The sequence below is a fragment of the Anaerorhabdus sp. genome, from assembly GCF_036637135.1.
GTDB lineage: Bacteria > Bacillota_I > Bacilli_A > Erysipelotrichales > Erysipelotrichaceae > Anaerorhabdus.
This window is the reverse complement of record NZ_JAVWNC010000006.1, coordinates 15,526-37,634: the sequence shown is the minus strand read 5'-3', so window position 1 is coordinate 37,634 and position 22,109 is coordinate 15,526. Positions and strand designations below refer to the sequence as shown.

20 protein-coding genes are annotated in these 22,109 nt (G+C 33.3%); 4 read left to right on the top strand and 16 right to left on the bottom strand.

Going from position 1 to position 22,109, the window contains the following annotated elements:
* The 8 genes from RR643_RS01915 to RR643_RS01880 form a co-directional block, all read right to left on the bottom strand.
* A partial coding sequence (locus tag RR643_RS01915) for a VWA domain-containing protein (RefSeq protein WP_332482149.1) occupies positions 1 to 2,416 on the bottom strand: 2,416 nt, incomplete at its 3' end.
* 217 nt (positions 2,417 to 2,633) lie between these two features.
* Positions 2,634 to 3,623 carry a sugar phosphate isomerase/epimerase family protein gene (locus RR643_RS01910; protein WP_332469774.1) on the bottom strand — a complete coding sequence of 330 codons (990 nt, stop codon included), beginning with the start codon at positions 3,621 to 3,623 and terminating at the stop codon, positions 2,634 to 2,636.
* A 10-nt stretch (positions 3,624 to 3,633) separates the two neighbouring features.
* Positions 3,634 to 4,677: a Gfo/Idh/MocA family protein gene (locus RR643_RS01905; protein ID WP_332482148.1), complete on the bottom strand. Its 1,044-nt coding sequence runs from the start codon at positions 4,675 to 4,677 to the stop codon at positions 3,634 to 3,636.
* Positions 4,678 to 4,685: 8 nt separating this feature from the next.
* Entirely contained in the window at positions 4,686 to 5,675 is a 990-nt protein-coding gene (locus RR643_RS01900) for an ABC transporter permease (RefSeq protein WP_332482147.1), read from the bottom strand.
* Complete coding sequence (locus tag RR643_RS01895) at positions 5,668 to 7,170, bottom strand: sugar ABC transporter ATP-binding protein (protein ID WP_332482146.1); 1,503 nt, start codon at positions 7,168 to 7,170, stop codon at positions 5,668 to 5,670. Before RR643_RS01895 ends, RR643_RS01900 begins: the two co-directional genes overlap by 8 nt.
* Before the next feature lie 73 nt (positions 7,171 to 7,243).
* Entirely contained in the window at positions 7,244 to 8,335 is a 1,092-nt protein-coding gene (locus RR643_RS01890) for a sugar ABC transporter substrate-binding protein (RefSeq protein WP_332469778.1), read from the bottom strand.
* Between the two features lie 61 nt (positions 8,336 to 8,396).
* Positions 8,397 to 9,413 (bottom strand): LacI family DNA-binding transcriptional regulator, encoded by a 1,017-nt coding sequence (locus tag RR643_RS01885; RefSeq protein WP_332469779.1) that lies wholly within the window; start codon positions 9,411 to 9,413, stop codon positions 8,397 to 8,399.
* A 259-nt stretch (positions 9,414 to 9,672) separates the two neighbouring features.
* Entirely contained in the window at positions 9,673 to 10,068 is a 396-nt protein-coding gene (locus tag RR643_RS01880) for a MerR family transcriptional regulator (protein WP_332482145.1), read from the bottom strand.
* 101 nt (positions 10,069 to 10,169) lie between these two features.
* Between RR643_RS01880 and RR643_RS01875 the strand changes: the two genes are divergently transcribed.
* The 4 genes from RR643_RS01875 (at position 10,170) to chrA (ending at position 13,550) form a co-directional block, all read left to right on the top strand.
* Complete coding sequence (locus RR643_RS01875; RefSeq protein WP_332482144.1) at positions 10,170 to 11,030, top strand: aldo/keto reductase; 861 nt, start codon at positions 10,170 to 10,172, stop codon at positions 11,028 to 11,030.
* Positions 11,030 to 11,710, top strand: coding sequence for a flavodoxin (locus RR643_RS01870; protein ID WP_332482143.1), 681 nt, complete (start codon positions 11,030 to 11,032; stop codon positions 11,708 to 11,710). The genes RR643_RS01875 and RR643_RS01870 overlap by 1 nt, the downstream gene beginning before the upstream one ends.
* Before the next feature lie 10 nt (positions 11,711 to 11,720).
* Positions 11,721 to 12,254, top strand: a complete 534-nt coding sequence (locus RR643_RS01865; protein ID WP_332482142.1) for a flavodoxin family protein — start codon at positions 11,721 to 11,723, stop codon at positions 12,252 to 12,254.
* 132 nt (positions 12,255 to 12,386) lie between these two features.
* A complete protein-coding gene (gene chrA, locus RR643_RS01860) occupies positions 12,387 to 13,550 on the top strand; it encodes a chromate efflux transporter (protein ID WP_332482141.1) in 1,164 nt (387 codons plus the stop codon).
* Between the two features lie 37 nt (positions 13,551 to 13,587).
* Here chrA and RR643_RS01855 read toward each other — a convergent pair whose 3' ends face one another.
* From RR643_RS01855 to RR643_RS01820, 8 genes are all read right to left on the bottom strand, one after another.
* A complete protein-coding gene (locus RR643_RS01855) occupies positions 13,588 to 15,378 on the bottom strand; it encodes a DUF885 domain-containing protein (protein ID WP_332469785.1) in 1,791 nt (596 codons plus the stop codon).
* 124 nt (positions 15,379 to 15,502) lie between these two features.
* A complete protein-coding gene (gene ftsH / locus RR643_RS01850) occupies positions 15,503 to 17,545 on the bottom strand; it encodes an ATP-dependent zinc metalloprotease FtsH (RefSeq protein WP_332472269.1) in 2,043 nt (680 codons plus the stop codon).
* 23 nt (positions 17,546 to 17,568) lie between these two features.
* On the bottom strand, positions 17,569 to 18,105 hold the full coding sequence (hpt, locus tag RR643_RS01845; protein WP_332468901.1) for a hypoxanthine phosphoribosyltransferase: 537 nt from the start codon (positions 18,103 to 18,105) through the stop codon (positions 17,569 to 17,571).
* Between the two features lie 19 nt (positions 18,106 to 18,124).
* Positions 18,125 to 19,342, bottom strand: coding sequence for a tRNA lysidine(34) synthetase TilS (gene tilS / locus RR643_RS01840; RefSeq protein WP_332482140.1), 1,218 nt, complete (start codon positions 19,340 to 19,342; stop codon positions 18,125 to 18,127).
* Between the two features lie 32 nt (positions 19,343 to 19,374).
* Entirely contained in the window at positions 19,375 to 19,530 is a 156-nt protein-coding gene (locus RR643_RS01835; protein ID WP_332468903.1) for a hypothetical protein, read from the bottom strand.
* Entirely contained in the window at positions 19,520 to 19,948 is a 429-nt protein-coding gene (locus RR643_RS01830) for a hypothetical protein (protein ID WP_332482139.1), read from the bottom strand. The genes RR643_RS01835 and RR643_RS01830 overlap by 11 nt, the downstream gene beginning before the upstream one ends.
* A 74-nt stretch (positions 19,949 to 20,022) precedes the next feature.
* Positions 20,023 to 21,108, bottom strand: a complete 1,086-nt coding sequence (locus tag RR643_RS01825; RefSeq protein WP_332468905.1) for an MraY family glycosyltransferase — start codon at positions 21,106 to 21,108, stop codon at positions 20,023 to 20,025.
* A 120-nt stretch (positions 21,109 to 21,228) separates the two neighbouring features.
* On the bottom strand, positions 21,229 to 22,008 hold the full coding sequence (locus RR643_RS01820; RefSeq protein ID WP_332482138.1) for a sulfite exporter TauE/SafE family protein: 780 nt from the start codon (positions 22,006 to 22,008) through the stop codon (positions 21,229 to 21,231).
* Between the last annotated feature and the right edge of the window lie 101 nt (positions 22,009 to 22,109).

Sequence of the window (22,109 nt, the reverse complement as noted above, 5' to 3'; positions counted from 1 at the left end):
AATCAACTTCATTTCCATTTTCATCTTCATATCCAGTCAAACTATATCCATCATGTACACTTTGTGATTTCGTAATATCTTGATAGTCTACCGGTACAACTTGTGAATCTAATTCCCATACATTCGCCGTACCTTTATAAGTCGCAGTTGTTTCATCAACACCACCTACTCTATCATAGATTTCGAATGAAATATTTTTCATATTTTTTTGATAAGTTAAGATGATGTTATTTTTTTGTACATCACTGGAAACAGTTACACTTTCTGGATTTGAACTTTTAAATGTATACCCATTAATTTCAATAATATGATCGATTGCGTTAACTGTTGTATTGTATTGCGCATCTTTAATTGTTTTAGTTGCATTTATTGTACTACCCTCTTCATTTTGATACTGAATTGTTACATCATAGTATACAGGATCGTTAACTTTTTTATAACCAAAATACAATTTTACATTTCTATTTGTACCATTCAACTCAACATCTGATGGAATAGTAGAATTATGAATTGCACCAGTTACCAATTCATACTTTTGACCTTCTACTGTAATAAACTCTTGAGGATTAACAGAATATTTCCCAAATGATAAATCGATAGCTTTTGAAGTTTCATCTTGATAAAAATAACTTTGGATATCTACTCTTTTGCTAAATTCACTTATTGGTAAATCTTTTTGATCTATCAAATTACCATTTTCATCTACTAAATAATTGAATATTTGAATTATTCCAGTATTACCTATTGTTAATACCGGTGATTCATAATCCACTTTTTTATCTTCATCATTATAGTTTGTGTAATTCAATTGAGCATTCAAATTTGTATTGACTGATCCTGTTGCATTTTTATTATTTACCTTTACATAAATCGTAAGTTTTTTTACAGTTTCTGTAATTGTGTCAAATGTCCACGTTACTTTATTATCTACTACAGAAACTGTTCCATGAGATGCCTCGATTTTTGGCAAACTTGATTCATAAACAATTTCAAATACCTCATCATTAATTTCATCAACAATTTGACCATTTGTTCCAGCTATTTTAATTTCGCCAGCGATATTTTTATAAACATCAACTAACCCTGCTGCATTTGTATTTTTTGCATATTCTAAACTTTGATCAGTTGCTAATGGTTTTATATATTGATTAAATGAATCTTCACCAATTTCTAACCCGATTGAATATACTGTCGCAAGCGCTGTAAGACCACCAATTGCCGATTGTCCATTACCAGCTGTCTCACTAGGACTATTAGGTGCTCCGTCACTCATAAAGATTACATAAACAGGACGTGATTTATCTGTTCTTCCGTTAATCATCTTAATTGCAGCTTCTATTGCACTCGTATAGTTTGTTTGTCCTCCGAATAAAAAGAATTTTTTACTTGTATCCCACATTGTATTTGTAAAAAAGTCACTTGCTGAGTATTTGCCACCCTGTGGATGCATTATCATATCGTTGTATGATGCAAAAGTGTTGGTAACTGTATTTGCATAATCCGAAAAATTAATCGTTGCTAATCTAACATCACTATCTGCTGTAAAAATATTATTAGAGAATGCAGAAACTGCGTCTTTTAGTTTTGAAGCATAACTTCCTTCTGGAATAGAACCAGAAGTATCATTATTTACCATACTTCCAGAAGTATCCATAATCAATAATATATCAGAACCTTTTTTTACTGGATTTCCTGAAACGGTAAATTCTATCTTCGCAAGTCCTGTATCATAATCTACCCAAGAAGCTTCTTTTTTCGTGAATACCGCACCTGGTTCATTATTAGATGCATTTCTTCCTTTTTTAGTTTGACTTATAACTTCACCAGTCACAGATTCAGAGTGTTGAAAAATATAAGCAATTGTTAGTTCGTTGTTTTCTTTTTCTAACTTTATTTCGTCAGCACTAACGCTTTCAAAATTATAATATTCTTTATCTACTACAAAATCATGGCTGTTTATTTTATCACCAACAGTAAGGTTTTCAACAACTGTTGTTTCTTTAATTTCTACATCATTACCAGTATAAACATGATTAACAGTTAACACCGTTTTTACAGCTTCCGTTTCTGGAGTAGCTGATACTTCTGGTGTTGCTGATACTTCTGGTGTTACAGATACTTCTGGTGTTGCAGACACTTCTGGTGTTGCAGACACTTCTGGTGTTGTTACCACTTCTGGTGTCGGAGTTATTTCTACATTTGGCGTTTGAGTTGGTTCAATTGAAATTGTAGGTGTTACTGTTACAACAGGTGTTTCACCATTTTCACCAGAAATATCTTCTGTACTTTCTACAAAACCATCTTCAACATTTATAATTTCTCCCTCTTGAGCAGTTGCAAAAACTTCCCAAGTTGACGATGGAAACGTTGTTAATAAAAGTGTTAATGCCATCGTTAATTTTATAATTTTCTTCATACCAAATACCTCCGTTTTTATTAATTACAACCTAATGATAATCGATATCAGTTATATTTCGGTTATATGGAGTAATAATTAACCTATTTTCATGTATGAATCACTTATAAGCATATCCAATTGACTGTTTTTCGAGTTATTTGCCTTATTATCAAAAAATAAAAATAACCCTTCAACATAAGTTTCCAGGTTATCAATATTAAATTATTTCTCTTCTTTACTCCGTCTTAAGCGCTGCATCAAAGCTGACATCTGATGGTTGGAAGTCCCATTTTTTGATATATTCACATGCTTCTTTGGCTCCTGCAAATCTTTCCATACCACTATCTTCCCATTCAACTGCAACAGGGCCTTGATATCCGATTTGATTCAACTCACGTGTAATATTATCAAAGTTTACATCTCCATGACCTAATGACACAAAGTTCCAGCCTCTTTTTGTATCTCCAAATTCAATATGTGAACCAAGAATTCCAGCTCTACCATCAAGGCGTACTTTTACATCTTTTGCATGCACATTATAAATTCTATCGGCAAAATCTCTAATAAATAATACTGGATCCATACCTTGCCAAACTAGATGACTTGGATCAAAATTTAATCCTAGTGTTTCTCTATATTCTATTGTTTCCAATAATTTCTTTGTCGTGTAGTAATCAAATGCAATTTCTGTAGGATGTACTTCTAATGCAAGTTTCACTCCACATTCGTCATAAACATCAAATATTGGAGTCCATAATTCTTTAATACGATTAAAACCATCATCTACCATTTGTTGAGTAGTTTGTGGAAAAGAATACCAATATGCCCAAATTGGAGAACCTAAGAAACACGTAACAACCTTCACATCAAGTATCTTAGCAGCACGCGCAACATCTTTCATTTCTTCAATTGCCCATTCTCTAATCTTTTCAGGTTGATTCGCTAATTCATTAGGTGCAAAATTATTTAAACGAGAATCAAAATTATCTCCAACACATTGACCAACTAAATGAGCACCTAGCGCACTTATCTTTAAATTATATTTATTTAAAGTTGCAAATAGTTCTTTTACGTATTCTGGTTTATTTATTACTTGATGTACATCCACATGAGCCGCTACTGCAAGTTCTAAACCTTCATATCCAAAACTACTCATTTTTTGACATAATTCTTCTAGAGATAAGTCTCCATATTGTCCACTACAAATTGATATCATTCTTTTCATTATTTCACCCCTAGTATTTAACCTTTACCATGCAATTTTTTGCTGCCGCTTCTTCAGCAGCAATAACTACGCGCATTGCTTTGCTAGCTTCATAACCTGGAACAGGAACTTCTTTACCTTCAAGTATCGCTTCAACAAATCCATCAATTACTCCTGTATTTGTTCTACCATTACTTGTTTGTTCTTTATTTGAAGTCATTTGATCTAATTGAAATTTTTCTACTTCTCCATTTTTCTTTTCAAGAATCAAAGAATATTCAGGATCTGTATAACATTTTAAAATTCCTTCTGTTCCATAAATTACTGTTGAATTATCTTCATTACCATAGAAAGTCCAACTCACATGCATTGTACCAATTGCACCTTTTTTAGTTTGATACATACAATAAGAATTATCATCAACTGTGATTGGTGTTCCATCTGGATATTTCTTATCTAATGTACGTATTTGTGCAAATACATCTGTGATTTCATCATCTAATAAATAATGCATCAAATCTGTTTTATGTACACCTAAATCAGCCATTGCACCAAAGTGGGCAAGTTTCTTATCAAAGAACCATGAATTTGCATCACCTGTCCAACCCTCAGGCCCTGGGTGTCCAAATACTGTTCTAAATGTTAATACTTTACCAATCGCACCGCTTTGAATTAATTCATGTGCTTTAACATGAGCTAGTGCAAATCTTTGATTTTGTGCAACCATTAGTTGTACATTATTTTCTTTAGCAGCTTCAATCATTGCAACACATTCTTCAACTGTAGTTGCCATTGGTTTTTCTACTAATACATGTTTTCCTTTATTTAATGCTTTGATAGATACATCAGCATGTGCAAAGTTTGCAACATTAACACTTACTGCATCTATATCTAAATCTAATAATTCATCAAGTGTTGCGCAAGCAACTGCATTGTATTCTTTCGCAAGTTCTTGTGCTCTTTCATGATTGTTATCAAAGAAAGCTACAATTTCACAATTCGGATTTTCAGCATATTCTGGGGCATGGCGAACTTGTGTAATTTTACCACAACCAATAATTCCAATTTTCAACATATGTTCACCTATTTCTTTCTATTTTGGAAATTTTGAAGTAATACCGCAATAACAATAATAGAACCACTAATTGCACCATTCAAGAAAGATGATACATCAGCACTAGTTAAGATATTACTAATGATCTTGAACATAAGTACCCCTAAGAAGGTTCCCATGATCTTTCCTTTACCACCACTCATTGATGTACCACCAATTGCTACAGCAGCAATCGCTTCCATCTCATATCCAACTGCAGCATTCGCAGAAGCAACAGCAGTTAAACGTGATGCATATAGTACAGCAGCAATACCGCACATGATTCCAGTGATTGTAAATACAGCAACTTTTGTCATATCTACATTAATACCTGCAAGTCTTGCAGATGTTTCGTTACTACCTACTGCATAAATGTGTTTACCTAGTTTTGTACGTTTCATGATGACATTAAATATAATCGCAACAACGATGAAGATCACCATCATATACGGTATCTTAATATCACCTAATTGAAAGCCTCCAACAGCTATCATTCTAAAACTATCATAGATTTCTTGTTTTACTGTAAATGGCCCACCTTGACCATAGAAGTTAATAATAGAACGACATGCAGTTTGCATTGCAAGTGTGGCAATCATCGCTGGCAAATGTCCCTTGGCTACAAGTAGACCATTGACCGTACCAATAATAGCTCCTCCAACAATACAGAACCCAAGCATAACCCAAACACTACCTGTTGAGTTTAAAACCATAATACCGAATCCACCAAGTATCGCAACTTGTGAACCAACCGAAATATCAATTTGTCCCGCTGAGATAACCATACTCATACCCATAGCAATTAAGCCAATCATTGTACTTTGTACAAAGATATTTGTAATGTTATTCCAAGTAAAGAAATTTGGATTCATAATTGATGCAATAATAACTAATAGAAAAAATGATAACCAATAACTATAATCTTGAACAATTTTTCTTAGTATTTCTTTTGACGATAACCCCTGAAAACTCTTAAACATCTGCTCTTACCTCCGTATTAATTCCTGTTGAATACATCATGACATCTTTTTCATTTAATTCGTCACGATTCATTTCTTTCATAACTTCCCCTTTATATAAAACTAAGCAACGATCCGCTACTTTGTATATTTCTGGGAATTCTGCACTGAATACAATAATTCCTTTTCCTTGTTTTGCAAGTTCAAGTATCAAATGATAGATTTCAAACTTAGCTCCAACGTCAATTCCTTGTGTTGGGTTATCAAACAACATGATACCTGCATCTGCTTCTAACCATCTACCTAGAATAACCTTTTGTTGATTACCACCAGATAAAGAAGTTATTGGATTGTTTGGATTACCTACTTTGATTTTCATTGCAGCTTGTTGTCTAACAAATCTTTCACTTTCATCTTTATCACTAATTAATAATTTTTTTAATTTTGTATTAATGAATGCCATTGACATATTGTCATAAATCGATAAATCATTAAAGATTCCTCTTTCTTTACGCATACGTGGTACTAACGCAACACCACGTTTCATAAAATTAATTATCTTAGAGTCTTTCTTCATTGCTTGCCCATCTATTTCAATAATACCTGTGTATTTTTCTGCACCAAATAAAGCATCCGCAATTGCTTCTCTACCTGAACCTTGAAGCCCAGTAATCGCAATGATTTCACCTGAATGCAATTCGAAATTAATATCATGAAACAATTCACTCGAGAAATTTTTTACTGATAAAACTACTTTGTCTTTTGAATAGTTTTCTTTGTTATCAAATGAATCTTCTGCAAGGTTATGACCAATCATCATTTCAGTAATTTCACTTTCAACGATATCTTTGAAATTCCCCTGTGATACATAGTTTCCATCTCGCATAATGAAATATGTTTTGCATATCTCAAACAATTCCGGCATTTTATGTGAGATGAAAATGAAACTTACACCTTCTTCACTTAATTGCCTCATGATATTGAACAAATTCTCAATTTCATTTGTTGATAAAGCCGTTGTTGGTTCATCCATAATAATTAGTTCCGATTTGAACAGTAGTGATTTAGCAATTTCAAGTAATTGTTTTTCTGCTGCTTGTAAATCTCCTACATGACTTAATGGATTGATATTTACATTCATTCTTTCGAATACTTCTTTACAACGGTTTACCATTTCTTTTGTTTGTGTAATCCCATTTTTAGTTATTTCTTGTGCTAGAAACATATTCTCTACAACCGTTAATTCGTTACAAAGATTAAGTTCTTGGTGGATAAAGCGAATTCCATATTGACTAGCAACATGAGCATTAGCGATATGCACTTTTTTACCATCAATAAAGATTTCTCCTTTTGTTGGCTGAAGTGCTCCAGCAAGCACATTCATTAGTGTTGATTTTCCTGCACCGTTTTCCCCGAGTAACCCAACAATATCTTTTGTATTAATTGAGAAATCTACGTTATTTACAGCACGAACTGGACCGAAGTCCATGACAATACCCTTCATTTCAACAAGCATATTCTTACTCCTTTATTTAAATAAGAAAGTCGGTCAATGACGACCGACTTTCAACATCATCATCAAATTTTAATTATTCGAAAATGCTGTAACGTTCTGTGAATATATCGCTTCCTCTATATCCTTCGAAATCAAATTTAGCGTCTCCACCTGCATTAGAAATTGCAAATGTAGGGATTAAGTAAACTCCATCAGTCAATGTTGCACCAGTATATTCAGCACCTTGAGCAGCAGAAACTCCTAAACGGATTGCTTCTCTTACCATACCAGGAGCAAAGTAATAAGTGATAAGTTTAACACCTAATTTAGTGTTATCGAATTTTTCTAAAGTTTCTTTACGTCCACCGATTGAAGTCATAAGTCTTAAGTTACTTAAGTCAGCTCCACCTGTGTAAGCTTCTAATGCATTCATGATACCATCTGTAATTTCATCATCATGAGTTACGATTAAATCTAAACTTTCGATTTCTTCTTTAGTAGCTCCAGCTAACCATTCTTCCATAAGGTTTTGTGATGTTTCTGAGCTCCAGTTTGTTACGAATGTGTCTTTCATTTGAACGAATTTAGCAGGATCAACTACATCATCCATACCTTGTGAACGTTGAACACCAACTGTTGATGCATCACCAATGAAACGTAAGTAATTAACTGCATCATCATCAGCAAAGAATGTTGTTAGGTAGTTACCCATTTGAGTACCGATACCAACGTTATCTCCCATGATGTCTCCAACAAATGTATCAGCTTTGAAACCATCGATTAAACGGTCATAGATAACTAGTTTAACACCAGCATCTGTAATAGATTGTGCAGCACTACGTAATGCTTCACCTTCCATTGGCCATAATACGATTACATCAGGATTACTACTTGATAGTAAGTTTTCGATTGATGTGATTTGGTCACTTGCTTCAAGTCCGTCTTTAACGATAACTTCAACATTTTGACCGCTAGCATTGATTGCTTCAGCTTCAGCTTTAGCATGTGCTAAACTTTCTCCTGTAAACCCATGGTCTCCAGATGGAACAACAACACCAATTACGATTTTATCATCGCCAGTAGTTCCAGTTTCTCCTCCAGCTGCAGGTTCCTTTGCAGGAGCGCTACAAGCAGCTAGGCTTAATGCTAATAATGATACGAGTAATGCTTTTAAACCTTTTTTCATTTTCTTTCCTCTCTTTCTTAATGAAATTTTTATGATTAACGAGTTCCCGTCTCGTTCAACCCTATTTGATTTTTTCAGTAGATCCTCTGACTACTAATTGATGTGATAGTAAAGTAACCTTTGGTTTTTCTTCTTGATCATTTAATAATTCTTGTACTCTTTCCATCGCAGATACTCCAATTTCTCTGCATGGTTGATTTACTGTTGTGATTTGTGGAACCATCATCTCCGCATATTCCAAGTTATCGAATCCAACAATTGATACATCATTTGGAACATCAAGTCCTACTTGCCTTGCACCGTAGATTGCACCTAATGCAAGAATATCTGATATACAAAACAAGGCGGTTACATGATTTTTCTTCGATAGTAATTTCGTTGCTAGTTTCCTAGCACTTTGGAAGGAGTAATCACTGGAGGCGAAATCAATGTTTTTAGAACTATCGATTCCATGTTTTTTGCAAGCATCCAGAAATCCATCCATACGTAGTTTTGTAGAGATATACTCATTCTCACTACTCAACATACCAATTTTAGTATGTCCTAATTGAATCAAATATTCTGTAGCTTCAAAGGCCGCCTTGTAATTGTCGACTGAAACACGATTAACTTTTAATTTTGGATTGTATTCACTACAGAATACGACTGGGTATTTTTGTGCATATGGTAATAACCATTTATCGTTATAGTTAGTCGCAAGAACAATTGCTGCATCCGCTCTACGGCTATCCAACATTTTAATCAATTCCATTTCTTGTTTCTTATCTCCGTTAGAACTACATACAAATGTGCTACTTCCATACTTTCTTGCAGTCTCACTAATACCCTCGATAATATTTGAATAATATGGGTTAGTAAGATTGGGTGTTAACACAAGAATCGCGCCGCTTGTATTTCTTCTTAAGTTACGTGCAGATAAGTTTGGTTCATATGATAATTCATTGATTGCTTTTTGTACCTTCTCTTTTGTTTCAGGATTTACATAGCATGTGTTATTTATGACACGAGAAACTGTCGCAACAGAAACTCCTGCTAATTTTGATACGTCACTGATCTTTACAGATTCTTGATTTTTCATTTTTATCCTTTCCATGTAATCCATTACATGAAGCTCTAAAAAAAACAATCTTTTTTAAAAAGTGGATCAACATTTAATTTATATTTCTAAATTATCATATGCATCAAAAAAATGCAAGCGGTTTCTGTAATCGTTTACAGGAGTTGTGAAGTTTTTATCATTGTATATACCAAAAAAAGCCTTATATTATCGCTTATTTCAATTCTTAACTTTTTTATAAATTTTTTTATTTTTTTCAGACAATATACATTTTTTTATATTAATTTGTAATAATCAAATTACTTTTATATTTTATTTTTCCATCAAGGACATCATCATAGAATTGTTGTTTTGTATTAATGTACTGAATACTATCATTTACTTCCTTCAATTTTCTTTCCAATAATTCCTTTTTCTTATCCAATATTATTTTACGTTCTGGAATTGATGATTCCCCTTTTAAACAAAGTTGGATATATTCCTTCATTTCTGAAATACTCATTCCACATTGTTTTAAGCACGATAGACTATCAATCCATGCAATATCACGATCATCGAATACACGGTAATTATTATCATCACGTTTTACATTGGGAATTAAACCCTCATTACAATAGTATTTAAGTGTTTCATATGTCATACCTGTCTTCTTACATACTTCTTTCATTGAATACATAATTTTCTCCTTTAAAAATAGTTCTTGACCGGTAGTTACTACCGAGTTTTATAATTCGATCATACTAAAGTAATTAGTAAACGTCAAGGAGGAATCAAAATATGGAATATGTAACGTTAAGCAATCAGGTAGTCATGCCAAAATTGGGATTTGGAGTATTTCAAATCCCCAAAGATATTTGTGAAGAATGTGTATTAAATGCGATCAAAGTTGGTTATCGTCACATCGATACTGCCCAATCCTACTTCAATGAGGAAGAAGTTGGTAATGCCATCAATAAATGTGGAATACCGAGAGATAAATTATTCATCACTACAAAAGTATGGATTAGTAACTATGGTTACGAAAAAACAAAAACTTCTATCGCAAGATCATTAATGAAACTAAAAACAGATTATATTGATTTGGTTTTACTTCATCAGCCATTCGGCGATTACTACGGCGCCTATCATGCATTAGAAGATTTATATAGAGAAGGAAAAATACGTGCCATAGGAGTAAGCAATTTTGCACCCGATCGTTTAGCTGATATCGTTGGATTCAATGACATTCCCCCACATGTAAATCAAGTTGAAGTAAATCCGCTTCACCAACAAATCGAAGCGCAAACGAATATGATTAAACGCAATGTACAAATTCAAGCATGGGCACCTTTTGGTGAAGGTAAAAACAATATGTTTGAAAATCCGGTTTTACAAGAAATTGGTAATAAATATCAAAAATCTGTAGCACAAGTTGTCTTAAGATGGCTGATGCAACGTAATGTTGTGGCACTTGCTAAATCGACACACATCGAAAGAATGAAAGAAAATTTAGAAATATTTGATTTTGAATTATCTCTAGATGATATGAATAAAATTGCTGACCTTGATTCCAAAATAAGTTTATTCTTTAATCATCAAACACCAGAAACTGTAGATCGATTTATCAGTATGGTAGAAGATAGAAAAGGAAAAATATAATGAATAAGTATATTCGTTACCTACTTTTATCTTTTCTAACTTTAGGACTTGTTGCATGTAATTCTTCTACACCAAATACACAAGTCGATTCAAATAATATTGAGAACGCACAAAACAAATCAAATCAACTACTTATCGTTTATTTCTCTTTACCCGAAACATCAACACCAAACAACATGAGCCCAGAAGAAGAGAATAGTACCGTCGTAATCAACGGCGAAGTTATGGGTAATACACAATATTTTGCTAGTGTTATTCAAGAGTACACACAAGGTACTTCATTTAGAATCGAACCTGTTACTGTCTATCCAACAAATCATGAGATGTTAGTAAATCTCGCATCTACTGAGCAGAAAGAGAACGCAAGACCTTCCATTAATAATACGATTGAGAACTTCGATCAATATGAAACTGTATTCATTGGTTATCCCAATTGGTGGGGTGATATGCCGATGATACTCTACACATTCTTTGATGACTATGATTTTTCAGGAAAAACAATTATTCCATTCAATACACATGGTGGTTCTGGATTTTCTAATACAATCGAAACAATCAAAGAGTTAGAACCAAATGCATCTGTCTCAAATCAAGGATTATCTATTTCAAGAAATAACATAGAAGATGCAAAACCAGAAATTATATCGTGGCTAGATCGTCTAGCTATTAAAGGAAATTAAGGTGAAGAAGATGAAAAAATCAGTTTTAATTTTATTAGGGAGTCCTAGAAAAAATGGGAACTCCGAACAGCTAAGTTATGCTTTTGCACAAGGTGCACAAAGTGTTGGGCATACAACAGAAACAATTTATATACAAGAAAAGAACATCAAACCCTGTCTTGCATGTTATGGTTGTCGCAAAACACACAAGTGCGTTCAAAAAGATGAAATGGATGAGATTCTTAACAAAATGATTCAAGCAGATGTTATTGTTCTCGCAACGCCCGTTTATTTTTATTCAATGAGCGCACAAATGAAAACACTTATTGATCGAACATTACCTCGTTACACAGAAATCAGTGATAAAGATTTCTATTTTATCGCAACAGCTGCCGATGAAAAAGATTTAATGGAACGGACTATGGATTCCTTAAGAGGATTTACGGATTGTTTACCTAGTTCAAAAATTATGAATTCTATCTATGGCTCTGGATTATATGAAAAGGATGATGCAAAACATTCATCACAATTACAAGAAGCATATAAAATGGGAGTTGAAATTTAGCTAGAAGATGATTTAGTTGATGATGGTGTAGAAAATTTATTATTAAGTTTATGTTAACCCCATAGCATATGAGTTCTACTTCATCTTGATTTATGTGAAAATAGTATACGGAATTATCTTTGGAGGATTTCTATGCAAACTACCCGTTTTTTATTCGATGTATTTATCTGTTCACTTGGTGCTTATGGTGGACCTGAAGCTCACTTTGGAATTTTCTACTCGCAACTAGTTAATAAGAAGAAATATTTAACCGAAGAAGAACTAATTGAACTTAATGCTCTATGTTCTATCCTTCCTGGTCCTACAAGCACTCAAACAATAGCCGCTATTGGTTATAAAGTCGGAGGCAAACTACTCGCTTTTTTAACACTTTTAGTTTGGGCTTTGCCTGTGCTTGTTTTAATGACAGGTCTTGCGATTGTGTTTCCTTATCTTGAATCAAATCATCTATCAACTGATTTTCTAAGATACTTAGCACCCATGGCGATTGCTTTTGTCTTGTTTGCAGGATTCAACATTTCTAAAAAAGTCATCATTAATAAGCCTACACTCATACTTGCATTAATCAGCGGTATCGCAACTTTCTTTATTCATGCAACATGGCTGTATCCTATTTTATTACTTCTAGGTGGTTATGTGATGATAAAAATAGAAAAAACCGATGTAAATATATCAGATTTCCATATAAAACCATCTTGGACTTATTTAATCTTATTTTTCATTTTTGCGATTGGAAGTTATCTTCTTATGATTTTCACTGGTTCATTACTTTCAATCTTATTTTATGAATTTTATAAATTTGGCTATCTTGTATTTGGTGGCGGACAAGTTGTAGTCCCTCTTATGATTTCTGAATTTGTTGACAACTACAAATTCCTATCCCAACAAGAATTTTTAATTGGATATGGTTTAATTCAGGGATTACCTGGTCCAATGTTTGGTTTTAGTTCATTTGTTGGGGGATTAACTGCAAGAAATACAAATTTATTTATGCAAATATTTTCCGGGTTATGTTCTGGAATTTCCATCTTTCTACCCGGTATATTCCTAATCTATTTTATTTATCCAATTTGGGATAAACTTAGACAAATTAAAGCCATCAAGATTGCCTTAAAGGGTATTAGTGCTGTAGCGTGTGGTTTGTTACTAAAAACTGCATTTACGCTTCTATTCACACCATTATTGCCTTTTAATCAATTCTTGTTTGTCCTTTTGTTCTTTATCTTACTTTACACAAAAAAAGTACCTGCACCAGTACTTGTGATAATAGCCATCATTCTAGGCTTTATTATTTAGAAAGACACTTCGAGTTTCTCGAAGTGTCTTTGTTTATTTATTTGTTACTCGCAATGTAATCTTCAACATTCTTAGTTACGATGCTGAATGGTGCATTTCCTGATTTTAATAATGTATCATTGAATGCTTTTTCATCAAACTTGTCACCAAGTTCAGTTTCTGCTTTTTCACGTAAGTCTAAGATTTCAAAGTAACCTATACCATATGATAAGTTAACTCCCGGATTAGATTGTGTCATATAATATGTACTTGTCATATCTACTCCACCAAATCCTACAGATTCAAGGAAACTATTGAATTCTTCAATTGTCCATCCATGATAATGAATTCCAATATCAAGTAATGCTGAAACAGCCCAGTTAACATCAAAGTTAGCACGCATTACTTCTTTTAATGCTTCATTTGTATCAGCTGCTTCTAAAGCGTATGATGCTCCATAGTTTGCGAATCCTTCTGAGAAGCCAAGGTAAGTCGCAAGTAATAAGTTGTATGGATCAATATCGTTTTGTACAACATAGTTATAGTAATACATATGACCTGGAACACCTTCATGTGCTATATAATAATAAGTTTGTAAATCATCAATCAATGATGCATTGCTTGTATTTACACGAATAAAGTTTTTACCTTCTTTGTCAATAAATGGTGTGATGTAGTAAGCCCCAACACCATCAGAAACTAGTTTAGATGCTGGTACTGCTTCATACTCAGGAATCTTAATTTCTGTGTAATGATCTTTAGACCATGCAATTAAACTTTCAATCATTGCTTCATAAGAATCATATCCTGCTTTTAAATCATTGTTTTGTACTAATTCAAGTGCTGCAGGGTCTTTCATTATTGCTGCTTGCATTTCTTGCACACTTGAAACAAGTCTTTCTTTTAACATTGTTTCAGCTTCATCAATTGTTAATGTTGAACCAGTATACATACGGTAATATAATTCATAGATTTCTTTACCATTCTCATAATGAGCTAATCCCATTTGATTGTTTTCAGGATCTTTTAATGCTTCTAGTTCTTCTGCTAGTTTAGTGTATGCAGGTGCAACCACATCTGTATAAGCAGTTCTTGCTTCTTCAATATATTTTGCTTTAGCTGCATCATCGATGCCATCATATGCATTGATATTTTCTTCAACAACAGCCATCATTTCTTCGCCATAGCCTTCATTAACTAGATTATTGGCGTAGTTAACTACTTCGTCAACATTGTAGTCTGACATAAAATAACCAGCTTCTTTTTGTTTTTTTGCATATTCAGTATAACTTTCAAACATTGGTTTTACACTGTTCATAAGCGCAATCAAATCTTCAACATCCTTTGGCTCATGGAAAACAAAATCCGAAAGAATTTGTGGTACTGAAATTTGCAATCCACTAAATAGACCAAATACATTTCCTACATATTCAAAGTCTTTACTGTTAGACATTAAATTTAATTCAATTTGATCTTGAATTATATCATAAGTATTTTGTTGTTTTTCAGTTAATACATTTCTATCAAAAGTTTCAAATTCTTTTTTACTTACTTCAAACTCTTCAACCGTTTTTGCAAATTGTTCTTCACTCCAAGGTTCAGACATTTGAACAACAATATTGTTTACATCAACACCAAATTCTTCCGGTTTTGATACAGTTTGATGTACCGTTAAATAATTATCCTCTAAATAAGTTTTAATTTCATTTTTTGTAAATTCATCAAAGCGAGCTTGTTCCTCTACATTGGCTTCTGGATTGCTAGTGGGTTCTACAGGTTTTGTTTGACATCCCGTTAATCCAATAACAATGAAAGCACATAAGAATAACGATAATACCTTCTTTAACATGTTATGATCCTCCTCATCACTTCATACGTTGACAAGAATACTTGTCATACTTAACTATAACTCTGACAAGTATTCTTGTCAATAAAAAGAGCCATAACTTTAACCGTTATCGCCCTTTGTTAATCTAAATTTTTGGAGTCTTTGTTTCAATCTCTTCTTCAACTGAGTCATTTTCATTAATCTCATCTAACGAAGGATTTTCATCTTGTTTTTGTTCTACTGGTTTAGGTTCTTCCAATGGAAGTTGATCTTGTTCAGCTTTTGGTTTGCGTTTACGAGTTGTTTTCTTCACAACTGGTGCATCCACATTTGCATCATCTACTTTTACTTCAGTCTTAGGAAGACTTTCATTGATTGGTAATCCTTTGATTACACGATCAATTTGTTCAGCAGTGATTGTTTCATATTCCAACAATGCATTCGCAATTTTAATTAAGTCTTCTTTATGCTCAGAAATAATCTTATGTGCATGTTTGTGACAAGTATCAATAATCTTACGAACCTCTTGATCAATTTCAAATGCGATTTGTCCTGATACATTTGATGGTGAATTGTAATCTCTTCCTAAGAAGACATTGCCACTTCCACTATCATATTTAATTGGTCCTAAATCACTCATACCATATAAAGTAACCATATCACGTGCAATACGTGTTGCAGATTCAATATCACCCGATGCCCCGGCAGAAATATCATCAAAGAAAATTTCTTCAGAAGTACGTCCACCCATATAAGAAGTGATTGTACTCATTAAGTCTTTTTTCGTACGCATCATTTTTTCTTCTTTTTCAGTCATCAAGTTATATCCACCTGCTTGACCACGAGGAATAATTGTAATCTTTTGTACAACTGTAGCATCATCAAGGAACAATCCGATAATTGCATGTCCTGCTTCATGATAAGCAACAAGTTTTTTACTAGCTTCATCATATTTACGACTCTTCTTAGCAGGTCCCATCATTACACGGTCAATTGCTTCATCAAGTTGAGCCATATGAATTGTATCTAAACTTTCACGAACAGATAGAATCGCAGCTTCATTTAATACATTCTCTAAATCTGCACCACTGAATCCAGGAGTACGTTTAGCTAATGCTTCCAAGTCAATATCTGGTCCTAAATGTTTGTTTCTAGCATGAACTTCAAGAATTTCTTTACGTCCCTTACGGTCTGGTAAAGATACTGTAATTTGTCTATCAAAACGTCCTGGACGTAATAATGCAGGGTCTAATACGTCTGGTCTATTTGTTGCGGCAATCATAACAATACCCGCATTTTCACCGATTCCGTCCATTTCAACTAAGAGTTGGTTTAATGTTTGTTCACGTTCATCGTGACCTCCACCAAATCCAGCACCACGTTGACGTCCTACGGCATCAATTTCATCAATAAAAATCATACATGGAGCAGTTTGTTGCGCTTTCTTAAACATATCACGAACACGGCTAGCACCAACCCCTACAAACATTTCAACGAAATCCGAACCTGAAATGCTATAGAATGGTACATCTGCTTCACCAGCAACAGCTTTAGCAAGTAATGTCTTCCCTGTTCCTGGAGGACCTACCATTAAAATTCCCTTAGGAATACGAGCACCCATCTTCGCAAATTTCTTTGGCGATTTAAGGTAATCAATAATTTCTATCATTTCTTCTTTTTCTTCATCACATCCAGCTACATCTTTAAAACGGACACGAATGTCGCCTTCAAGCTTAGCTCTAGATTTAGAAAATTCAAAGGCCTTGTTGTTTCCGCCACCATTCATCTTAGTTAACATGAATACAGCAAATCCACCAAGCAACAAGTATGGAATAAATGAAAGTAAGGTATCAATAAATAGATTACTTTCTTCCGAATCTATTACTGCAACTTGTCCCTCATTAAGTAATTCCAATACTAAATCTGATTGACTTTCAGTATTTGGTACTGTTGATGAGAAGATCACATCTTGTGTCCCATCATTGTAAACCCCTTTAACATGAATTACATTGTATCCAATGCTTACATCCGCCTTAGTGACATCTTGAGTTTCTAACACATTAAGCAATTCATTGTATGAAAGCTTTTGTGTAGAACTTGATCCTCCACCTAAGTTGAATAAACTAAACATTGCGATAGCAACAACCAAGTATGGTAAATAGTTTAAAAACCGGTTGTTATTTTTCATCAATTAAACACACTCCTTACTATTTATTGATAACATTCATCTTTTAATACACCGATATATGGTAAATTACGGTATTTTTGATTGAAGTCTAATCCAAATCCAACCACGAATTCATTTTCGATTTCAAATCCCGTATATTCTGCTTCAATTTCTACTACACGACGACTAGGTTTGTCCAGTAAAGTGACTATTCTTACAGAATGAGCTCCTTTATTCAATAATGTTTGACGCACCGTTGTAAGTGTTCTTCCTGTATCCACAATATCTTCTACAAGAATAATATCTAGTCCTTTAATAGAACGATCTAAATCTTTTAATATTTTAATATCACCGATTGATTCAGTACCCTCATAACTAGATACATCCATGAAATCAAATTCAATATCCATTTCAACATGTTTAACTAGTTCAGCTAGGAAAGGTACAGATCCCTTTAGCAAAGCTACAAACAAAGGTGGTTCCATTCCTGAATAATCTTCAGTTATTTGTTTTGCTAATTCCTTTGAGCGTTCAACGATTTGCTCCTCAGTTACTAATACTCTCTTTATCAATTGGTGCATATTTTTTCCTCCGCGATATTCAGTATTTTAACACAAATAAGTTCGGTTTTATAGAGTAATGTTCCACATTACAGCCAATTCCGGGCACTAATATCACTTCATCATTACAATTTAAGACAACTGGCCAATTCTTTCTATCCTTTAATGGTATTTTTCGATCAATAAACCACCGGTTTATTTTCTTCGTACCAAAACGTAGTTGAATGAAATCTCCTTGTCTTACATTTCTTATTGTAATCGGAAAATCACTTTCTTTCACTGTACATGCATTCACTCCCATCAATCCCTTTGCTTTCACAATAAAATGTGGTGTTTTAAAGTCATGAATAGATTGTAGTACAACTTTATAGCTTTTGTCCTCATTTCCCATAATTTCACAAATTCGATTTGAGCAAGTAAACAAGCCTTCATTTAGTTCCAATTCATAATTGGGTCTAGAAATTAATACATGATCTAATTGTTCAAAGAAGCTTTTTGTATTATTCGCTTCTTGCCGCTTTTGTTGTTTAAACCACAATCTTAAACATACAAGGCGAATTTCTTTCGGTTCATGTTCAATCAATGTGTAATTAAGTTGCTTTCCTTTAATAATTGGCGAATATTTCTTTTCAATCTTTTTCTTCTCTATATTTTTTTCTTTAATTTCCTTTAATATCGCTTTGCGTTCTTCTTGACTCATTTTCTCTACAATGTTGTGTCGAATTTTATTTCGAGTATAATCATTCCCCAAGTTTGATTCATCAATTTGATAAGGGACATGATTTTCAATACAGTAATCCATACAATCCCTTTTACTCATTTTAAGTAACGGTCTTTGTATTAGCATCTTGCCTTGTTTAGTCTTCTCCGCAATACCATAAATTGAAGGAATTGAGTTTCTTTTCTTTTGAAATAGATAAGTTTCTATTAAATCATCTTGATGGTGCCCCACAAGTAATCCATCAGCTTTCTCATTTAGATAACATTGCACAAAAAAATCATATCGTACATCCCGAGCCCAAGCTTGAAAATTACCAGTTGTCGTTTTCTTAGGATGTATCACATGAAAAGGAATTGAATGCATTTCACAATAATTGCGTACGCAACTTTCATCTCGATCCGCAGTATCTCGTTTATGGTAGTTCACATGTGCTACAACAACATTTACTTTATTTTTAACACACATGTCTAAAAGAGCCATAGAATCTGGCCCTCCTGATACTGCAACTATCCATTTTTTAGAATTAAGTTTATTCATCATACTTCTAGTTTATCACATTGTTTAAGGATTTACTCCCCTTCATCTTCATCAATCATCTGTATAATGCGTTTCTTTATTTGAGCAAAATAAGCTGAATCAACATCAAGATGTGCCTTTACATCAATAACTCTTGCAGAGTTTATAAACTTACAATCGTTTAGAAAGAGAACAGATTTACGATTCATCCCGGGGTAACCACCCCAAACGCATCAAATGTCTTTTCCCAGAAGGATTATTTATTGGATCATAAGCACTATTATATTGAACTTCATTGGATGTCATGGGCACTACAAATGCTTTTTGTTGGTAGATTCGGATGACCAATCCAAAATGTTGAAAACCTATTTCATTTAAATACGCTTGGCCATAATCAATATAACAAATATCTCCCGGTCTAATTCTAATCCCCATCTCCTGACATGATAATGTTTTTCCACGAATGGCCCAATTTGCATCACTTATCAGATAACAATCACAATTTTTCTCATCGACATGTCTTACATACTTTGTTTTAGCATCGATGAAGGATGTCCATATGTCCCGAATATGATGAACACACTCATCTTCACCCCTCAAAACATTTTCTATTCTTAATTTAGTCATATTTGCCTCCTTACTCACTTATTTGCAAGAAATGAAGTTCATCCTTAAAAAGAACTAAAAAAAACACTGATTTTTCAGTGTTCGTTTGTCTCGTCCTTACTTTTTCCTCGTATCCGTCTATAAAGTCCTAATAATGGATGAAATTTAGGATTAATCATGCCTGTTTTCTCAATAAAGATTTCCGAGATAAGTAGAAGAATCAACACCATGATAAGCCCTGCAACCTTGTCAAAATAACTAACTACTGAACTTACCCCAAATAACATGGTCATCAAATACAGAATTAAAACCGCATTACGATGGCCCAAGTCTAATTTATACATTAAGATATGATGCAAATGACTACGATCTGCTTCTGAGATCTTTTGTCCTTTAAGCTTTCTTCTTATGATCGCTATTAGCGTATCTGAGATTGGGATAAACAACATCAATATTGGAAACCCCAATGTAATAAATGCTGTCGTTTTAAACCCAAGTAATGAAATTGTTGCAATCATATACCCCAAGAATAATGCTCCACAATCCCCCATAAATATACTAGCAGGATGGAAGTTATATTTTAAGAATCCAAGTATTGAACCCGCAAGAATCAAAGACATAATACAAATATCACGTCTTCCCATAAAGAATCCAAGTAACCCTATGGTACAAGTTACAATAAATGAAATACCACCTGATAAACCATCTAAACCATCTATAAGATTAATCGCGTTTGTAATACCTACTATCCATACAAATGTGACAAACCCTGATATAAAGATATTATTAATTTGAATTCCAAACGGCAAACTAATTGATGATAAATACACTTGACCTACAATCATCGCAATTAGTGCTGCAACAATTTGAAATGCAAGTTTAATAATTGGCTTTAAATCAAAGATATCATCCAACAACCCACCAATGAAAATAACAATACCACCTAATAAAATACCATTTAGAGTATCATCTGCTTTCACAAAGATTGCCATCGAAATCATAAATGCTAAGAAAACTGCAAGTCCACCAATTCGAACAATTTTACCATGATGCACTGTTCTTTGGTTCTCTTCAGCGTATATTCCAAGGTTTAAACCTATTTTTTTTGCCATAGGGATAAAAATAAAAGAAAGTATTAATGGTAGTACAAAATAAGGGAATGCCCCAATAACTAAATTCAAGTTGTACACCTCTCTTTCAACTGTTTGTTATTATATCACAAAAGCAAGTACCAAGAAAACGGGTTAAATACCTTAATTCTTAACTTTAGATTATTCTACTTATAAACAATAGTCAATCAATTAGAAAAGACGAATTAGATTCAAAGTAGTTAGACATCCTACAAATATTAATATCGCTATACTAATTGGATTAATATACTTTTTAGGAACGTATTTATTTATCGTATATCCAAGTAAACTTCCTATTGTAGATGTAACCAATAACACAATAACTACTTTAGGATCAAATGTACCAAATCCTGAAGTTAGTGCTATTTTAGTTAGTTTAGTTACTTGCGCACAGAAGATAATTACAATTGATAATAAAGGCGCTTCTTTTTTATCATAAGGAAAGAAAGTTAAATAAGCTGCCAAATTCAATCCTCGACCACCAAACCCTAAGAAAATGATACTTGCGGATAAAACTAAACTTAGTATATATACTTTCGCTTTTGTTTCAATTTTGGCTTCCTTAATCTCTACTTTCTTTAAAAAATAAAACAACATAATTACAATGATGACAACAAGTGTAAATGTTTGTATTTGTTTAACAAGCAATTCATTTGTTTTTACCATGAATTCAAAAAAGTATTCACCCAGTATTCCACCTGTTATTGCACCACATGCAGAAGTAGCAACACGTTTCCAATCAACAGGTGCTTTATTATTTTTGAAAAAACGATAAGTCAAAATCACTAACACTGGTAAAAAAGCAATCGAAATATAGTTACCTATTTCAGTTACTGAGTGTAAGTTCATTAAATCAAAGAGTGGTTTCATAATTAATCCAGGTCCAAGTCCTGAAGCAATTCCCACCATAATCGCAAACATCGTTGCGAGTGCATAATAAAGTAACGTCATAATAAAACCATTAAGTCTTTCTAATTTCAGTTTATCACAACCTATGGAAACCTTTGTGTTCTACACTTCTATCCAAATAGTACTTTAAATTGAAAACTGAG